This is a genomic window from Pandoraea sp. ISTKB, from assembly GCF_001721285.1.
In the GTDB taxonomy this organism is placed as follows: Bacteria; Pseudomonadota; Gammaproteobacteria; order Burkholderiales; family Burkholderiaceae; genus Pandoraea; species Pandoraea capi.
Window position 1 is genome coordinate 1 of record NZ_MAOS01000028.1, and the last position, 15,782, is coordinate 15,782.

General features: G+C 63.1%; 13 protein-coding genes and 1 tRNA gene. 4 read left to right on the forward strand and 10 right to left on the reverse strand.

Annotated elements, in window-relative coordinates:
• From A9762_RS08690 to A9762_RS08715, 6 genes are all read right to left on the reverse strand, one after another.
• A tRNA-Leu gene (locus A9762_RS08690) sits at nucleotides 1-85 on the reverse strand.
• A 142-nt stretch (nucleotides 86-227) separates the two neighbouring features.
• On the reverse strand, nucleotides 228-596 hold the full coding sequence (gene secG, locus A9762_RS08695) for a preprotein translocase subunit SecG (protein WP_069341649.1): 369 nt from the start codon (nucleotides 594-596) through the stop codon (nucleotides 228-230).
• Nucleotides 597-698: 102 nt separating this feature from the next.
• Nucleotides 699-1,466: a triose-phosphate isomerase gene (gene tpiA, locus A9762_RS08700; protein ID WP_069341882.1), complete on the reverse strand. Its 768-nt coding sequence runs from the start codon at nucleotides 1,464-1,466 to the stop codon at nucleotides 699-701.
• A 181-nt stretch (nucleotides 1,467-1,647) separates the two neighbouring features.
• Nucleotides 1,648-2,652, reverse strand: coding sequence for an NAD(P)H-quinone oxidoreductase (locus tag A9762_RS08705; protein ID WP_069341650.1), 1,005 nt, complete (start codon nucleotides 2,650-2,652; stop codon nucleotides 1,648-1,650).
• Nucleotides 2,653-3,071: 419 nt separating this feature from the next.
• Complete coding sequence (locus tag A9762_RS29295) at nucleotides 3,072-3,440, reverse strand: response regulator transcription factor (RefSeq protein ID WP_083253765.1); 369 nt, start codon at nucleotides 3,438-3,440, stop codon at nucleotides 3,072-3,074.
• A 262-nt stretch (nucleotides 3,441-3,702) separates the two neighbouring features.
• On the reverse strand, nucleotides 3,703-5,688 hold the full coding sequence (locus A9762_RS08715; RefSeq protein WP_069341652.1) for a diguanylate cyclase domain-containing protein: 1,986 nt from the start codon (nucleotides 5,686-5,688) through the stop codon (nucleotides 3,703-3,705).
• A 461-nt stretch (nucleotides 5,689-6,149) separates the two neighbouring features.
• Between A9762_RS08715 and mutS the strand changes: the two genes are divergently transcribed.
• Together mutS and A9762_RS08725 are read left to right on the forward strand one after the other, a co-directional pair.
• Nucleotides 6,150-8,822: a DNA mismatch repair protein MutS gene (gene mutS / locus A9762_RS08720; RefSeq protein WP_069341883.1), complete on the forward strand. Its 2,673-nt coding sequence runs from the start codon at nucleotides 6,150-6,152 to the stop codon at nucleotides 8,820-8,822.
• A gap of 10 nt (nucleotides 8,823-8,832) precedes the next feature.
• Complete coding sequence (locus A9762_RS08725) at nucleotides 8,833-10,230, forward strand: hypothetical protein (protein WP_069341653.1); 1,398 nt, start codon at nucleotides 8,833-8,835, stop codon at nucleotides 10,228-10,230.
• Nucleotides 10,231-10,424: 194 nt separating this feature from the next.
• On the opposite strand, the gene A9762_RS08730 is transcribed toward A9762_RS08725, so the two are convergent.
• A complete protein-coding gene (locus A9762_RS08730; protein WP_069341654.1) occupies nucleotides 10,425-10,952 on the reverse strand; it encodes a peptidylprolyl isomerase in 528 nt (175 codons plus the stop codon).
• An 86-nt stretch (nucleotides 10,953-11,038) separates the two neighbouring features.
• On the opposite strand from A9762_RS08730, the gene A9762_RS08735 reads away from it, so the two are divergent.
• Entirely contained in the window at nucleotides 11,039-12,295 is a 1,257-nt protein-coding gene (locus A9762_RS08735; RefSeq protein WP_240493489.1) for a cupin domain-containing protein, read from the forward strand.
• 179 nt (nucleotides 12,296-12,474) lie between these two features.
• Nucleotides 12,475-12,732 carry a hypothetical protein gene (locus A9762_RS28890; RefSeq protein WP_072617452.1) on the forward strand — a complete coding sequence of 86 codons (258 nt, stop codon included), beginning with the start codon at nucleotides 12,475-12,477 and terminating at the stop codon, nucleotides 12,730-12,732.
• A 133-nt stretch (nucleotides 12,733-12,865) separates the two neighbouring features.
• On the opposite strand, the gene A9762_RS08740 is transcribed toward A9762_RS28890, so the two are convergent.
• The 3 genes from A9762_RS08740 to dapA are packed head-to-tail and all read right to left on the reverse strand — an operon-like array spanning nucleotide 12,866 to nucleotide 15,776.
• Nucleotides 12,866-13,657 (reverse strand): MBL fold metallo-hydrolase, encoded by a 792-nt coding sequence (locus A9762_RS08740; protein WP_069341655.1) that lies wholly within the window; start codon nucleotides 13,655-13,657, stop codon nucleotides 12,866-12,868.
• Nucleotides 13,658-13,665: 8 nt separating this feature from the next.
• Complete coding sequence (bamC, locus tag A9762_RS08745; protein WP_069341656.1) at nucleotides 13,666-14,808, reverse strand: outer membrane protein assembly factor BamC; 1,143 nt, start codon at nucleotides 14,806-14,808, stop codon at nucleotides 13,666-13,668.
• 50 nt (nucleotides 14,809-14,858) lie between these two features.
• Entirely contained in the window at nucleotides 14,859-15,776 is a 918-nt protein-coding gene (gene dapA / locus A9762_RS08750) for a 4-hydroxy-tetrahydrodipicolinate synthase (RefSeq protein WP_069341657.1), read from the reverse strand.
• Nucleotides 15,777-15,782 lie beyond the last annotated feature (6 nt).

Consider the following 15,782-nt stretch of genomic DNA (forward strand, 5'->3'; position numbering starts at 1 on the left):
TGGTGCCGACGGCGAGACTCGAACTCGCACAGCTTTCGCCACTACCCCCTCAAGATAGCGTGTCTACCAATTTCACCACGTCGGCATTCATAGTCTGCAATCCGCTGTCACTTACGAATCGCTTCAAGACCGCTATAGTAGCGCTCTTCGGCATTTTGTTCAATGCACAAATCGATTTTTTTTCAACTTTCTTTACAACGTATTACGTGTCACAAACGTACTGCGAATTACTTCGGCACGTCTTGCGGATTCGCTGCCGATGCCGGTGCCGGAGCACTTGCCGCAGCCGGCGCGGAGGCCGTTGCCGGTGCCGTCGCCGCAGGCAAATTACCAAGGACACCGATGTTTGCCGCCGGCTTGTACGAACCGAGATAAGTGAGGCCCAGCGTGGTCACGAAGAACACGGCAGCCAATACAGCCGTGGTACGCGAGAGGAAGTTGGCAGAACCCGATGCGCCGAAGAGGCTACCCGACGAACCGCTGCCGAATGCCGCGCCCATGTCGGCGCCCTTGCCATGCTGCAACAACACCAGACCGATGATGCCCAGCGCGGAAAGCACCTGCACCACGATCAACAACGTTTTCAACAACCCCATCTGATCACCCGTAGAGAAGAATCCAATTCGTCCAGACAACAGCGCAAATTGATGCACCGCGTCATGACTTATTTCACGCCGTTACAACGAACGGCATCGACGTCAGCGCGACAGACCCGCCTCGCAAATCGCCAGAAAATCGACTGCCTTCAGTGCCGCACCGCCGATCAGACCACCATCGACGTCCGCCATCGAGAACAGCTCGGCCGCGTTATCCGGCTTCACACTGCCGCCGTACAACACCGCCACATCAGTTACCGCTTCGCCCTTTGCACGCAGCAACGAACGCAGATGTGCATGCACTTCCTGTGCTTGCGCCGACGTTGCCGTCTTGCCGGTGCCGATCGCCCAGACCGGCTCGTAAGCGACCACGATCTGCACGGCCTGCTCGAGCGTCAATGCCGCCAGCACGGTTTCAAGCTGACGCGACACCACGGCCATCGTCTCGCCTGCCTCGCGCTCTGCCAGCGTTTCACCGATGCACACGATCGGCGTCATGCCGGCGTCGAGCACGCGCAACGTCTTCGCGGCGACGCTCGCATCGGTCTCGCCGTGATACGCGCGGCGCTCCGAATGCCCCACGATCACAAAGCGCGCGCCGAACTCGGCGATCATCTGCGCAGCCACTTCACCCGTGAAGGCACCACTCACCTGCGCCGACACATCTTGCGCGCCGAAGCCGAGCACCTGCCCCGAGAGGCGGGTCTGGCATTGTGCGAGATAGGGGAACGGCACACAAACGGCCGCAGTCACGCCCGGTGCGCTCAGCACAGGCGAAGCCAGCAGGTCGCCCAGCAGCGCCTCATTGCCGGCCAGACTGCCGTGCAGTTTCCAATTGCCCACGACGAGCTTGCCAGCCTTGCGGCTAATGGTGCGAGCCGAAGCTGCGGTACCAGTTGTCACGCCTTATCCCCCAATGCGTATGGACGAAAAACCTCTCATTCTAGTGCGTCCGGGGCATGGGGGTCAATTTCGACGGCTTTCCATCGAGCAAAACCGCATCAATTGGGATCTTGATGCGGTTTCACCCGACAAATCACGACAAACGCGCTTACCAGGTCAGCACGATCTTGCCGACGTGCGTGCTCGTTTCCATCAATGCGTGGGCCTTGTCTGCCTGTTCGGCCGGAAACGTCTGATAAATCACCGGACGAATCTTGCCCGCCGCGAACAACGGCCACACCTTGTCGTGCAGGTTCTGGGCGATCGCCGCCTTGAACGCCACCGAGCGCGGGCGCAGCGTCGAGCCCGTCACCGTCAGACGGCGACGCAGCAACGCGCCCATGTCCAGCGTCGCCTTGCTGCCGCCGAGTAGCGCGATGATCGCGATGCGACCGTCGAAGGCCAGCGCCTGCACTTCGCGCGGCAGATAGTCGCCGCCCACCATGTCGAGCACGACGTCCACGCCGCGATCCTTGGTGAGTTCCTTCGTCACGGCGACGAAATCCTCGGTCTTGTAGTTGATACCACGCTCAGCACCCAGCTTTTCGCAGGCGCGCGCCTTATCGTCGGACCCCGCCGTCGCGAACACGCGATGACCGAGCGCCACGGCCAACTGGATGGCCGTCACGCCGATACCGCTCGTGCCGCCCTGTACCAGCAGCGTTTCCTTCTCCCCCGCTTCCGTTTCGCCAAGACGTGCGCGATCGAACACATTGCTCCACACGGTGAAGAACGTTTCGGGCAACGACGCCGCCTCGACATCCGACAGCCCCTCCGGCACCGGCAACACTTGCGCGAGCGGCGCGGCGCAGTACTCCGCGTAACCGCCACCCTGCACCAACGCGCACACCCGCGAGCCGACCTTCAGGCCCCAGCGGTTGTCGGCGCCATCAAGCGCACCGTCCACGATCTCACCCGCGACTTCCAGCCCCGGCAGATCCGACGCGCCGGGCGGCACCGGATACTGCCCGATGCGCTGGAGCACGTCCGGACGATTCACCCCTGCGGCGCTCACCTTGATGAGCACTTCGCCCGGCTTGAGTTCGGGGCGTGGTCGCTCGGTGAGCTTGAGCACTTCGGGGGCGCCGTACTGGGTGATCTCGATGGCCTTCATCGTGTCTGTCCTCGGTTCTCGGAGCGCCGCCGCGTGGGTGCGGCGCCGCTCATCGTCATGGGATGCGATGGCGACGTGCGAGCACGCACCATCCGTATAAATAATGTCGAGCCGGTACCTTATCACCGACTGCGCAATCGCGTCGGCTGTCAATGCGGGTCGCGCCCCTCGACGAGAACATTCCGCATTTTCGGGACGCCGTCAGACCGGCACTTTCGCGCAACGCGAACGCGGCGCTCGATAACGCACGGCGGCACGACGATGCGCCGACATGAAAACCCTTCGGGGAAACCGCAAGACGACGGCAAGACGGCGTCGCAACAGGAGATGTGACTGGCGCGCCGCAACGCTCATCGGGGAACGTTCGCGACGCGCCGGGTTGACTAGCAATCTGAGGGCTTGTCCTGCGCCTGCATCCCTTAGGCGACGCCCTCGCCCTCTTCGTCGATCAGCCCGTGCCGCACGGCGTAGCCGATCAGTTCCGCGCTATCGCCCAGCGCGAGCTTGTGCAGAATGTGCGCGACGTGAGACTCGACCGTGCGTCCGTTCAGATGCAACGCATGGGCGACCTCATTGACGGCCAGGCCGTCGACCAGCATATGAAACACTTCATTTTCACGCACCGACAGGCTGAGATGTCGCGCCTCGTCGTCACGTACATCGGTTCTCGACCGCGTTTGCGGCCGCCGATGCGATGCTCGCGGCAAATCACGGCGCGCCCCGTCGCACCACCCTGCGTCGGAAGCCGCCCGCGTGCCCGCACGGCCTCGTCCGCCTTCAAGTTTCATGCCCGCCTCCTCTGAGAAGACTTCCCACCACCCGAACCATCGGCGATGTCGGACAGCCTGTGCATCGCCAACGACGGGCGTCGCTCATTGTGCGTCAGACAATTTGTGTTCGTAACTTCAGGGAAGATGATCGCCGCCGCACTTTCGATTGCCTGCGGCTAACGCGCGAGAGGCGACACCGGTCGCCGGCGCCGTCAGATGGGAACACGTCACCGCGACGCCATGCCGCCCCGGTGAGTGCCCGCTTACCTTTCGATGGCGCTTACCGAATGCGGCCGGAAGTGCCGGTCGCGTTATCCCGGCTGAGAACGAAGCGCCCGCGTCCGCCGTGCTTGGCGTCGTACAGGGCGCGATCGGCCGCTTCGAACAGCATGTCGGACGTCCTGTCCTCGCCGCTCGGCACGATGGCCACGCCAACACATGCGCCGACCGAGACCTCGCCCACCGAGAGCATCATCGGTCGCGACGCCGCATCGAGAATCGCCATCGCCGCGCGCTCGACGTCGAGCAAATCCTGGACGTCGCGCATGATCACGGCAAACTCGTCGCCCCCGAAGCGGGCAATCACATCGCCTTCACGCACATTCGCGATCAGACGCTTGGCCAGACGCCGCAGGAGTTCATCGCCCAGCGCATGCCCCCAGGTATCGTTGACGACCTTGAATCGATCCAGATCGACGAACAGCAGTGCTTGCGCGCCCGCCCCCTCGCGCGCCCGGCGCACCGCGCCCGACAACGCCTGATCGAAGCCTTTGCGGTTGAGCAATCCCGTGAGGTGATCCGTATGCGACTCACGCCGCCAGCGCCGTTCGTTCGAGCGCTCCACCGAAATATCGCGCACGAACACGTGCACCCCGGCCAGCACGTTATGCGAGGCCCACTCCGGTTGATAGCTCACTTCGAAGCATCGATACGACGCATCTTCACCGAAGTCCCACACGAACGTCGCCGCTTCGCCCGCGAGCGCACGCGCCAGATGTGGTGCGAATTCGCGATACAGCGACGGTCCGAGCAACTCGCGCGCCGTGGCACCCAGAATGCGTTCGCGAGGACGCCGCAACCGCACCTCGCACGCCCGGTTCACGAAGGCGAATCGCTCACCCCCATCGAGGAACGCCACAAGATACGGCACCCGATCCGCGACCTCCTGCATGCGCCGCACGTTCGCGCGCGCGGCCTCGCGCGAGATCTCCAGCGCCTCGGTCCGGTCGCTCAGTTGCTGCATCATGGAGCGGAAGGTATTCGCGAGCGCGCCGATCTCGTCTGCACGTTGCACCGGCAGTGACTGCACGGCGCGCATGTCGCCTGCGCTGCGCTCCACGAGGTCGCGCAGTGTGTCGAGCGGACGCAGCAAACGACGCGTCACCCACCACATCACGAGCGCGGCGATCCCGATGGCGACAATCGCCAGCAGGAACACCTGACGTCGCACGCGCGAGATCGGGCTGAACGCCTCCGCACCCGGCAGGACCGCCACGACGAACCACCCCGTCGTCGCCATCGGTGCGCGGGCCACCAGCGGCAGCATATGCACGATGTCGTTCGAATCGCCGTCGCGCACGCCACACAACGTCTGCGATGGCCCGACGGCCGTCAGAATCTTCGCAACGTCGACCTGAATCACGTACCTCGGTGGATTTTCGTTCGAGATGAGGCAATAACGCCCGGTCTCGCCGACACGATTGCTCGCCAGATCGACGATGAAGTTCTGCCGCAGCAAGTTGATCGCGCCGCCCACGACGGCAATGACCTTGCCCTGCGCGTTTGTCACGGGCACGGCAAGCACGACACCCGGCGAGCGCGTGATCTTGCCGGCAATCACGTTGGACGCCGCCTGCGGCGCGCCGGCGAGCAACTGCCGGAAGTAGTCGCGATCGGCGATATTGATGGGCGTGTCGGGGAACGTCGAGTCGTAGAGCATGTGCCCGTCGGGCGCAGCCACGAACAACGTATTGAATGTCTCGGGCATCGACACCGAGAGTTTGACGAATGCCTCGAACTGCGCGCTCGTCATGGCGTTCGGATCGCCAATGTTGCCCGCCATGCGGTGGAGCACGAGAAATTTGGAGCGCAACTTGTCGTCGAGCTGGTCGGCGGCAAGTTTGACGTGCGTGTCGAGCTGCGCCTGCATCGCGCTTCGCAACTCGCCATAGACGAAGAACTCGATCCCGACGGCCAATCCGACGATCAATATCATCGAGACGAGTGCCGTCGCCGCTGCGACCCGTCCCTTCAACGACTTCACCATACTGGCCCGAACGAGAGTAGCTTTTGTCTTGCTTTTGCTTATTTTTGCGAGAGCTTACCACCCAAAACGGCACGTTTTCGGGAAACTTGAGAAAAACTCGGCCCCTTCGTGTAACCGACTCACCGACATCGATGTGTGACATCTGCGTGGTATCTGCGTGGTATCGATAGGGATTGAGTAACGGAGGATGTCGAACCCGTCGTAAAATTGCGCATCCAACGCGCCACGATGGTGCGAACCGCCCGATCGACGATTCGATGCAGCGCCAGCCGCCGGCCCTATTGCCGCCCGCCGCGAGACGCATCCGACCGACGATTTGCCCGCATGCATCGTGACCCGACTCGCCCGACCCGAATTCATTCATGACGAGCACCCAAGCGACACCCGCCCCCGACGCATCGACTGCATCGACCGCATCGAAGATTGCGCCCACGAATTCCGCGAACGCCGCGGCTCCGGCCATGACGCCGATGATGCAGCAGTACACCCGCATCAAGGCCGAGCATCCGAACATGCTCGTCTTCTATCGCATGGGCGACTTCTACGAGCTGTTCCACGACGACGCCGCCAAGGCTGCGCGCCTGCTCGACCTCACGCTGACCGCGCGTGGTCAGTCCGGCGGTCAGCCGATCCGCATGGCCGGTGTGCCGCATCACGCCGTGGAGCAATACCTCGCCAAACTGGTCAAGCTTGGCGAATCCGTCGCCATCTGCGAACAGATCGGTGACCCGGCCACCTCGAAAGGCCCCGTCGAGCGCAAAGTCGTTCGTATCGTGACGCCCGGCACGCTGACCGACGCCGCCCTGCTCAGCGACAAGGTCGACCAGTACCTTCTCGCCGTCCAGATGCCGCCCGCACGACGCGCCAGTGAACGCGTCGCGGGGCTGGCATGGCTCTCGCTCGCGAGCGGCGAGTTGCGCCTGATGGAAGTCGCCGCAGACAAACTGCCGCGCGAACTCGAACGCATCCGCCCGGCCGAAACGCTCTTGCCCGACAGCGCGGTCGAAGCCTTCGCCGGGTTCTCGCTGGGCACCACCACGCGCGTGCCCGACTGGCACTTCGACATGGCGGCCGGCACGCAGCGTCTGCGCGACCAGCTCGGCGTGGCCAGCCTGACCGCTTTCGGGTGTGACGGGCTCGATCCGGCGCTGGGCGCGGCCGGTGCGCTCTTGCAGTACGCCGCGGCCACCCAAGGCCAATCGCTGCGCCATGTGCAAAGTCTGAATGTAGAGCGGGAAGCTGCCTATATTGGCCTCGACGCCGCAACGCGTCGCAACCTCGAACTGACCGAGACGCTGCGCGGCACCGAATCGCCCACGCTTCTCTCGCTGCTCGACACCTGCGGCACGACGATGGGCAGCCGCCTGATGCGTCACTGGCTGCACCATCCGATGCGCGACCAGGAAGTCCCGCAGTCGCGCCAACTGGCGATTGCCACACTGCTCGAAGGCCCTGGCGCCTGGCGCGCGCTCAACACCGAGCTGCGTCACGTGGCCGACGTGGAACGCATTACGGCGCGACTGGCCTTGCTGACGGCACGTCCGCGCGACCTGTCGAGCCTGCGCGACGCACTGCGCCGCCTGCCCGAACTGCACACCACGCTGCGCGCCGTCGAGTCGAGCTCACCGCTGCTGGCGATCCTGCACGAGGATCTCGCGATTCCCGACGACGCCCTCGCCCTGCTCACCGGCGCCGTTGCCGAGGAACCCGCAGCCATGGTGCGCGACGGCGGCGTCATCGCGCGTGGCCACGACGCTGAACTCGACGAATTGCGCGACATCTCCGAGAACTGCGGTCAGTTCCTCGTCGATCTGGAAACGCGCGAACGCGCACGCACCGGCATCAACAATCTGCGGGTCGAGTTCAACAAGGTGCACGGCTTCTACATCGAAGTCACGCGCGGCCAGACCGACAAGGTGCCGGACGACTATCGCCGCCGCCAGACGCTGAAGAACGCCGAGCGCTACATCACGCCGGAACTGAAGACGTTCGAGGACAAGGCGCTGTCTGCCCAGGAACGCTCGCTCGCGCGTGAAAAGATGTTGTACGACGCGCTGCTGCAATCGCTGCTGCCGCACATTACCGAGTTCAAGCGTATCGCGCAGGCGCTCGCTCAGCTCGACGTGCTGGCCTCACTGGCCGAACGCGCCGAAACGCTCGGCTGGGTGAAGCCCGAACTGGTGCAGGACCGCGTGGTCGACATCCGTCAGGGCCGCCACCCGGTCGTCGAACAGCAGGTCGAGCGTTTTATCGCCAACGACTGCTCGCTGGGCGACCCGCGCCGCTTGCTGCTCATCACCGGCCCGAACATGGGCGGTAAGTCGACGTTCATGCGCCAGACGGCGCTGATCGCCCTGCTCGCTTACGTCGGCTGCTACGTGCCTGCCGAGTCGGTGCGACTCGGACCGCTCGACGCGATCTTCACGCGCATCGGCGCCTCGGACGACCTCGCCGGCGGACGCTCGACATTCATGGTCGAGATGACCGAATCGGCAGCGATCCTGCATACGGCCACCGATCAGAGTCTCGTGCTGATGGACGAGATCGGGCGCGGCACGTCGACGTTCGACGGCCTCGCGCTGGCATGGGCCATCGCCCGCCATCTGCTGGGCCACAACCGCTGCTATACGCTGTTCGCCACGCACTACTTCGAACTCACGCAGTTGCCCGACGAATTCCCGCAATGCGCGAACGTCCACTTGTCTGCGGTCGAACACGGCGAAGGCATCGTGTTTCTGCACGCCGTGCAGGACGGCCCGGCCAGCCAGAGCTACGGTTTGCAGGTCGCGCAACTCGCGGGGGTGCCGATGCCGGTCATTCGCGCGGCACGCAAGCATCTCGCCTTGCTTGAACAACAGGCGCTCGATCCTGCGGCACCGCAACTCGATCTCTTCGCCCCGCGCGCGGCCGTCGATACATTCGATGCGTTCGATGGCGAGACCGAGAATTCGGACAATGCCGGTGCAGCTTCCGCGATTAGCGGGGGCGACGATCGTACCGCAGCACTCGATCCGGCGGCCGAAGCGACACTGGCGCGTCTGGCGCAGATCGATCCGGACGACCTGCGTCCGCGTGAAGCGCTGGATCTCCTCTACGAACTGCGAGGCCTGTTGAGCGGCCGCACGAACGACTGACGTCACGCCAATGCCAAGCTTGCGTCGCCTGCATCGCCATCGCTCTGCGCCAGCCCCGGCCAGCGCTCGCACCGGTCTGCTGATCGCGTGCAGCGTGACGCTTGCGCTGGCGATCGCGGCCACGCAGGCGTTCGGCTCCCCGGCAAGCGCAAAACCCACGGCAAAGGCGGCCGCGAAATCGCAGCCCAAGGCACCGGCGAAGCCGCCGCCGTTCGAGTTCGCCGTGCTCGGCAACACGCCGTTCAACAGCACCGAAGTTCCGGTCGCGCGCAGTGTGCTGGCGAGCATCGGCGACAGCGATGCGGCATTCGTGGTCCACGCAGGCAATCTCAAGAACGTTGGTGAATCGTGCCGCGACGATCTCATCACCCAGCGTCTGAGTCTGCTCGCCAGTTCCCCCAAGCCGATGATCTACGTGCCCGGCGCGAACGACTGGGCGGATTGCGAGCGGGCGTCGGACGGCAGCTACAACCCCGTGGAGCGACTCGACTATCTGAGAGATCACGCCTTCGACGACGACGCCCTGCTCGGCCCGGGACCGGTCGGCTACGCACAGTTCGATCTCACACGGCAAAGCGACATGGCGCGCTTTCGCCAGTATCACGAGAACGTTCGATGGTTCTATCGCGGCGTGGTCTTCGTCGGCGTCAATCTGCCGGGTAACAACAATAACTACCGATCCGCCGGCGGCCGTAACGGCGAATTCGAGGACCGCGTGATTGCCACGCGTGTGTGGTTGCAGCACGCACTCGTCTACGCGCAGCAGAAAGACGCCATCGGCATGGTCATCGTCGCGCAGGCCGATCCTGAGTTCGAACCCATGCGCAGCGGCGGACTAAAGGGCATCTTCTCGGACCGTAACGGACGTCGCGGCGTCGACGGCTACAAGGATTTCCGCACGCAATTGCAGCGACTTGCCGCGCGCTTCAAGGCACCGATTCTGCTGATCGACAGCGGCAAGACGATGCATCACACGCAACCGCTGCATGATGCGCATGGCGCACCGGTGAAGTCGTTCACGCAGTTGAGTACCTACGGATCGCCCACCGCAAACCGATGGGTTCGCGTAACCGTCGATCCCAGGAAGTCGCAGTTGTTCAGCTTCGAAAGCGCGACACTGCCAGCAAACAGTCCGACGGCACCGGCAGTCAACGGCCCTCGCCCCGGGAGCGCGGCCTCCGCATCGAGCCTCACATCGAACGTCCCGACGGGCGCAGCGGGCACCTCAGCGTCTGCGCCACAAGCCACGCCTACGATGTCGGCTGCGCCCTATTCCGCCCTCTATCCGGCATCGGGACTCTCCACCAACAGCCCCGCAGTCAGCTCGGATCCGAATCAGGGCGTGATGCCGATCGGCCCGGCACTCCTGCCAAGCGCCGCGTCGCACGCCCCGACACGCGGCAAATAGGCGTATCGAGTCTGTCGTAAAGCCGCGGACTACACCGGCATTCGAATCACGCGGTTGAGGGCAAAAAGGGCAAACACAAAACACAAACGCCAGTCAGGCGCATCGTCATGTCACGATGCGCCTGACTGGCGTTCATGGTCCTACTGTCCTGCTACGCTTCGCGACACGTCATCCGACGTGCCGCGTGAGACGCATCAGTGCAGCGTCGGGGCGTCGTCTTCGTCCTCGTCGACGATCTCGAGACCCGATGCGCCGTGCGCATGCTGGTGCTCGATTTCCTCTTCCGTGGCCTGACGCACGTCCGTCACCTTCAGTTCGAAGCGCAGTGCCATACCCGCGAGCGGGTGGTTGCCGTCGAGCACGACCTTGTCTTCGGCAACGTCCGTCACCGTGTAGATGAAGGTGTCGGCTTCTTCGTCGCCATCTTCCGGCGTGCCTTCGAACTGCATGCCGACTTCGAGCGGTTCCGGGAAACGGCCACGCTCTTCGATCTTGATCAGCTCGGAATCGTAGTCGCCAAAGGCGTCCGTCGGTTCCAGTTGCAGTTGCGTTTCAAAGCCTACGTCCTGCCCGTCGAGCGCTTCCTCGATCTTGGGGAACGTGCCATCATAGCCGCCGTGCAGATAAACCATCGGCTCGGCGCCGCTTTCTTCGATCAGGTTGCCCTGAGCGTCCGACAACTTATAAGTCACCGAGACGACGGTATTCTTTTCGATCTTCATCAAACTCTCCGAAAAACAGCCCGCATTATACGCGCAGCCGTATGACAGCGCCCCGGCAGTGGCTGTATCGATTACATCGATTACGCATGACGACCTCTCGCAAGACATCGCCCAAGCGCGACAACCCGCCCCAAACGGCACCTTCATCGCTCCTCGGCGGCCTTGCTGCCGACGCGTTCATGAAGCGCTACTGGCACAAACGCCCGCTGCTCATCCGGCAAGCCATTCCCGACTTCACCGCGCCGCTCTCGCGCGAAGCGCTGTTCGCGCTCGCGGCACAGGACGATGTGGAATCGCGCCTGATCAGCCACGCCCGCAAGCGCTGGCAACTCGAACACGGCCCGTTCGACGCCGACGACTTGCCGCCGCTCACCCGCAAGCAGTGGACGCTGCTCGTGCAGGGCGTGAACCTGCACGCACCGGCGGTCGACGCGCTCATGCAGCAGTTTCGCTTTATTCCCGACGCGCGTCTCGACGATGTGATGATCAGCTACGCGACCGACGGCGGCGGTGTCGGCCCACATCTCGATTCTTACGACGTGTTTCTGCTGCAAGCGCATGGCAAGCGTCGCTGGCGCATCGGGCCGCAGCGCGACACCACGTGGCTAGAAGACGTGCCGCTGCGCATCCTCAAACACTTCGAAGCCGAAGAGGAATGGGTGCTGGAACCGGGCGACATGCTGTACCTGCCTCCGGGCTACGCGCACGATGGCGTCGCCGAAGGCGAGTGCATGACATACTCCATTGGATTTCGCGCGCCGCTAGAGCAGGAGATGCTCCAGAACTTCCTGTACTACCTCGCCGAAAACGCAGCGGAACTGCCGTTTGCGCGTCACTTCGCCGGTCGATATGCCGACCCGAAACAGCCTGCCGTCAAACACCCCGCCGCACTGCCCGATGCCATGATCGACACGTTGGTGACGCAACTCGAACGTGTGCGCTGGGGGCAAAAGGAAGTGGAGGATTTTCTCGGCCGCTGGCTGAGCGAACCGAAGTCGCACGTGTTTTTCGATCCGCCCGAAAAGCCGCTCACGACGAGTCGTTTCGTGCAAGAAGCGTCGTCACGCGGATTGATGCTGTCGGCGAAGACGCAGTTGTTGTATCGACGCAACCGATACTACGTCAACGGCGAACCGCTCGAAGTGCCCGTCAGCGCGCGCGCAACGTTACGCTCGCTTGCCGATCGACGTACGCTGGATGCGAGCGAATGTGCGAATTTCGAGCAAAATGACCAAGAAATCGTTGAAATTCTGTACGATTGGTACGCTTCGGGATGGCTGCAACTCGGGGCGGACTCGAAGGCCATGCGAAAGTTGCGCGCCGTAAGGAAAAAAGCGGGGTAAATGCGCGAGTTTGACGTGACGCGTTGGGGAAAACCCAATATAATTTCTCGCCAAGCAGCTTGCATGACCAAGGGTAATCCTCAATTGCCAATGTCTCGCAATCGGCTTTGCGCTGGCAAGAGCGTATTACCGTAACTAATATTCAATTCGCTTGTCTTCTACCATAAAAGGACGTGATCATGAAGAAGTCTCTCCTCGTCGCTTCGTTGTTGGCTATCGCCCTGACCGCCTGCGGCAAGAAGGAAGAAGCCGCTGCTCCGGCTGCTGACGCTGCCGCTTCGGCTGCTACGGCTGCTTCGGACGCCGCTTCGGCTGCTGGCGCTGCTGCTGATTCGGCTGCTTCGGCTGCTGGTGCTGCTGCTGACACGGCCGCTTCGGCTGCTGGTGCTGCTGCTGACGCCGTTGCTTCGGCTGCTGACGCTGCTGCCAGCAAGTAAGCTCTCACTGCCGCAAGGCAGTTGAGCAAAAAAAGCCGGTCTTACGACCGGCTTTTTTACGTCTGTACGTTTTGCAGGTATCGCACAGCGCTGGCGGCACCTAACTCCCTTGTTAGGGCCGTCGCACACAGCGTTAGCACGTCAACCAGTCGAATCCCCCCGCCTGCGTAGCGACCAGAATCTCCGTCGCCTCCGCCCCGATCACCGCCGACATCGCTGCCATCGCCAGATCAGGCGTGTTGTTCTGCTCGCTCAGATGCGCGCAGATGACACGTTGAAGCTTCGCGCGGTCGATGGCCCCGAGAATCTGCGCCGCCGCATCGTTCGCCAGATGGCCATACGTGCCACCGATACGCGCCTTGAGTGACGGCGGATACTTGCTGTTCGCCAGCATCTCGCGATCGTGGTTGCATTCGAGCACCAACGCGTCACAACCGCCAAGCGTGGCAATCAGATGCGCTGTGGGACACCCGGCATCCGTGAGCACGCCAAGACGCCGTGCGCCATCGGAAAACACGAACTGCAAAGGCTCGCGAGCGTCGTGAGGCACGGTATAGGGATGCAGTTCGAGGTTGCCGACAGCCAGCCGCTCATCGGAGCGACACCAGCGCACGAGCGCGTCGTCGCCTTCGCCCTTGAGCGTAGCGCTGACCTTGACGGCCTGCCCCGTTCCCCAGCTCATGATGAGCGGGATTCGATACTTGCGAGTGAGGGAGAGTGCACTACCGATGTGATCGGCGTGTTCATGCGTGATGACGATGGCATCGAGCGACGCCACGTCGACCGAGCGCGCCGCCAGGCGACGCTCGACCTCTCGCATGGAGAAACCGCAATCGAGAAGAATGCGTGTCGTGGAGGCGCCTTCCGACGCCTCCACCAGCAGGGCGTTACCTTCGCTGCCGCTGCCTAGACTGGCGAACCGCACGCCCCGCCTTAACGGAGCTGGTTGCCGATCACGCTGATGATCGTTTGCGCGATCTGCGAGTTGTCGACGTTACCCTTGTCGTCGAGCACCTGCACACGCGTCTGGCTGTCGCCACGACCTTGTACGTTGACGCTGTACTTCTTGGCCTTCTTCTGGTCCTGCACTTCCTTCGCATGGAACAGGCTGTAGAAGAACCCGTTGTCCTTCGCCAGCGATGCCGGATCGACATAGCTCACGAAGTACAGACCCTTCGCGCGATCGCGGTCGTCCACCGTGAAGTTGCCACGGTCGAGCGCCACGCCCACACGGCGCCATGCGCGATCGAACGGCTCGTTGATGTCGAGATAGGCGGCGTCTGCCGTCTTCACGACCTGCGCCGACGGACCGCTGGCCTTCGCGTTATCCACCTGCGCCTTGGCCTGATCGGCCTGCGCACCGAAGCGCTGCATCAGCTTGGTCAGCATGATCGCTTCGAGGCCCGGATCGTTCGGTGCCGGCTCCCACTTGGTCGTGTCCTTCTGCGAGTTCGTGAACACTTCCACCATGCGACGGTGCGTGATGTAGATGTCCGTGCCGCCGTTCGGGTCACGCTCGACACGCGTGCGGAAACGATCGCGTTCGCCGGTCGAGTACAGACCATCGAGCACCTTGCCGAGCAAGTCGCGGATGATGTCCTGATTCAGCTTGGCGCGGTTCTCTGCCCAATCGGTTTCCATCACGCCGGTATCCGACGAATCGATGGTCAGCACGAAACCGTTTTCCTGCCAGAATTCGCGCAGCGTCGGCCACAGATCGCCGGCCGGCTTCTGAATCACGAGCCAACGCTCGTTGCCGTCGCGCACGACCTTCATGCCCGGCACATCCGGCAAGACCGTGTCGGTCGGATTGGCAGCGACGACCTTCTGCTGACTCTCGTAGTTCGACAACGTGGCGGTGCCGCCCGGGCTCACATACTTGCGGTCGGTGGCCTGTACGTTCGTCAGATCCGGCGGAACGTCGAGCGAGGGGCCGGTCTTCGAGCTCTTGTAGTCGACCTTGTCGGACGACAGGGCGCTCGAGAGGGAGCTACAACCGGCAACGAGGGCCAACGAGGCAATAGCGGCCCATGCCAGCACGGGACGAGCTACGGAATTACTGACGATTCGTTTCATGAGTCGCAAAAAAAGGGTGGGCAATCGAACCCGGGTGCCTGAACGACAGCTTAAACAACAGCAATGTTGGCCGACTTGAGGGCTTTGAGCACCGTGTCCTGATACGGTTGCGCCAGCGGCGTGAGCGGCAGGCGGATGCCCGACGCGATCATGCCCATCTTTTGCAGCGCCCATTTCACGGGGATCGGATTGGCTTCGACGAACATGGCGCGATGCAGTTCGAACAACTTGAACTGCAATTCACGTGCCTTGGCCACATCACCGGCCAGCGCCGCCGCGCACAGCTCGTGCATCGCACGCGGTGCCACGTTGGCGGTGACCGAGATATTACCCTGACCGCCCATGAGCATGAGCGCAACGGCCGTCAGGTCGTCGCCGCTATACACGGCGAAGCTCTTCGGGGCGCGCCGGATCAGGTCGATACCACGATCCAGATTGCCCGTGGCGTCTTTCACGCCGATGATGCCGGGCACTTCGGCCAGACGCAGCAGCGTTTCGTTGCTGACGTCCGCCACGGTACGGCCGGGCACATTATAGAGGATGACCGGAAGCTCACCGGCTTCGGCAATGGCGCGGAAGTGTTGGTACTGGCCTTCCTGCGTCGGCTTGTTGTAGTAAGGCACGACCTGCAACGAAGCGTCGGCGCCGACCTTCTTTGCATGCTTGGTCAGCTCGATGGCCTCGGCCGTCGAATTCCCGCCGGTGCCGGCAATCACGTGCACCTTGCGGCCGCGCGACTGGCCGGCTTCCGCCGTTTGCTTGACCGCGATCTCGATGAGTTCGCAGTGCTCTTCGACGTTGACCGTCGGCGATTCGCCCGACGTGCCGACGATGACGATACCGTCCGTGCCTTCGTCGACGTGCCAGTTGATCAGGTTACGCAGTGCTTCACGGTCAAGGCTGCCGTCCTCTGCCATCGGCGTGACAATCGCGACGATACTGCCTTGAATCGGAGTTTGGGTAGTCATGTTTGA

What these genes read in the sequence shown, in the direction of transcription:
- A9762_RS08705 (WP_069341650.1), bottom strand. Translation starts at nt 2,652, where the DNA reads ATGAAGGCCATCGAGATCACCCAGTACGGCGCCCCCGAAGTGCTCAAG.
- mutS (WP_069341883.1), top strand. Translation starts at nt 6,150, where the DNA reads ATGACGCCGATGATGCAGCAGTACACCCGCATCAAGGCCGAGCATCCG.
- A9762_RS08735 (WP_240493489.1), top strand. Translation starts at nt 11,039, where the DNA reads ATGACGACCTCTCGCAAGACATCGCCCAAGCGCGACAACCCGCCCCAA.
- A9762_RS08725 (WP_069341653.1), top strand. Translation starts at nt 8,833, where the DNA reads ATGCCAAGCTTGCGTCGCCTGCATCGCCATCGCTCTGCGCCAGCCCCG.
- bamC (WP_069341656.1), bottom strand. Translation starts at nt 14,808, where the DNA reads ATGAAACGAATCGTCAGTAATTCCGTAGCTCGTCCCGTGCTGGCATGG.
- A9762_RS08730 (WP_069341654.1), bottom strand. Translation starts at nt 10,952, where the DNA reads ATGAAGATCGAAAAGAATACCGTCGTCTCGGTGACTTATAAGTTGTCG.
- secG (WP_069341649.1), bottom strand. Translation starts at nt 596, where the DNA reads ATGGGGTTGTTGAAAACGTTGTTGATCGTGGTGCAGGTGCTTTCCGCG.
- A9762_RS29295 (WP_083253765.1), bottom strand. Translation starts at nt 3,440, where the DNA reads ATGAAACTTGAAGGCGGACGAGGCCGTGCGGGCACGCGGGCGGCTTCC.
- A9762_RS28890 (WP_072617452.1), top strand. Translation starts at nt 12,475, where the DNA reads ATGAAGAAGTCTCTCCTCGTCGCTTCGTTGTTGGCTATCGCCCTGACC.
- A9762_RS08715 (WP_069341652.1), bottom strand. Translation starts at nt 5,688, where the DNA reads ATGGTGAAGTCGTTGAAGGGACGGGTCGCAGCGGCGACGGCACTCGTC.
- dapA (WP_069341657.1), bottom strand. Translation starts at nt 15,776, where the DNA reads ATGACTACCCAAACTCCGATTCAAGGCAGTATCGTCGCGATTGTCACG.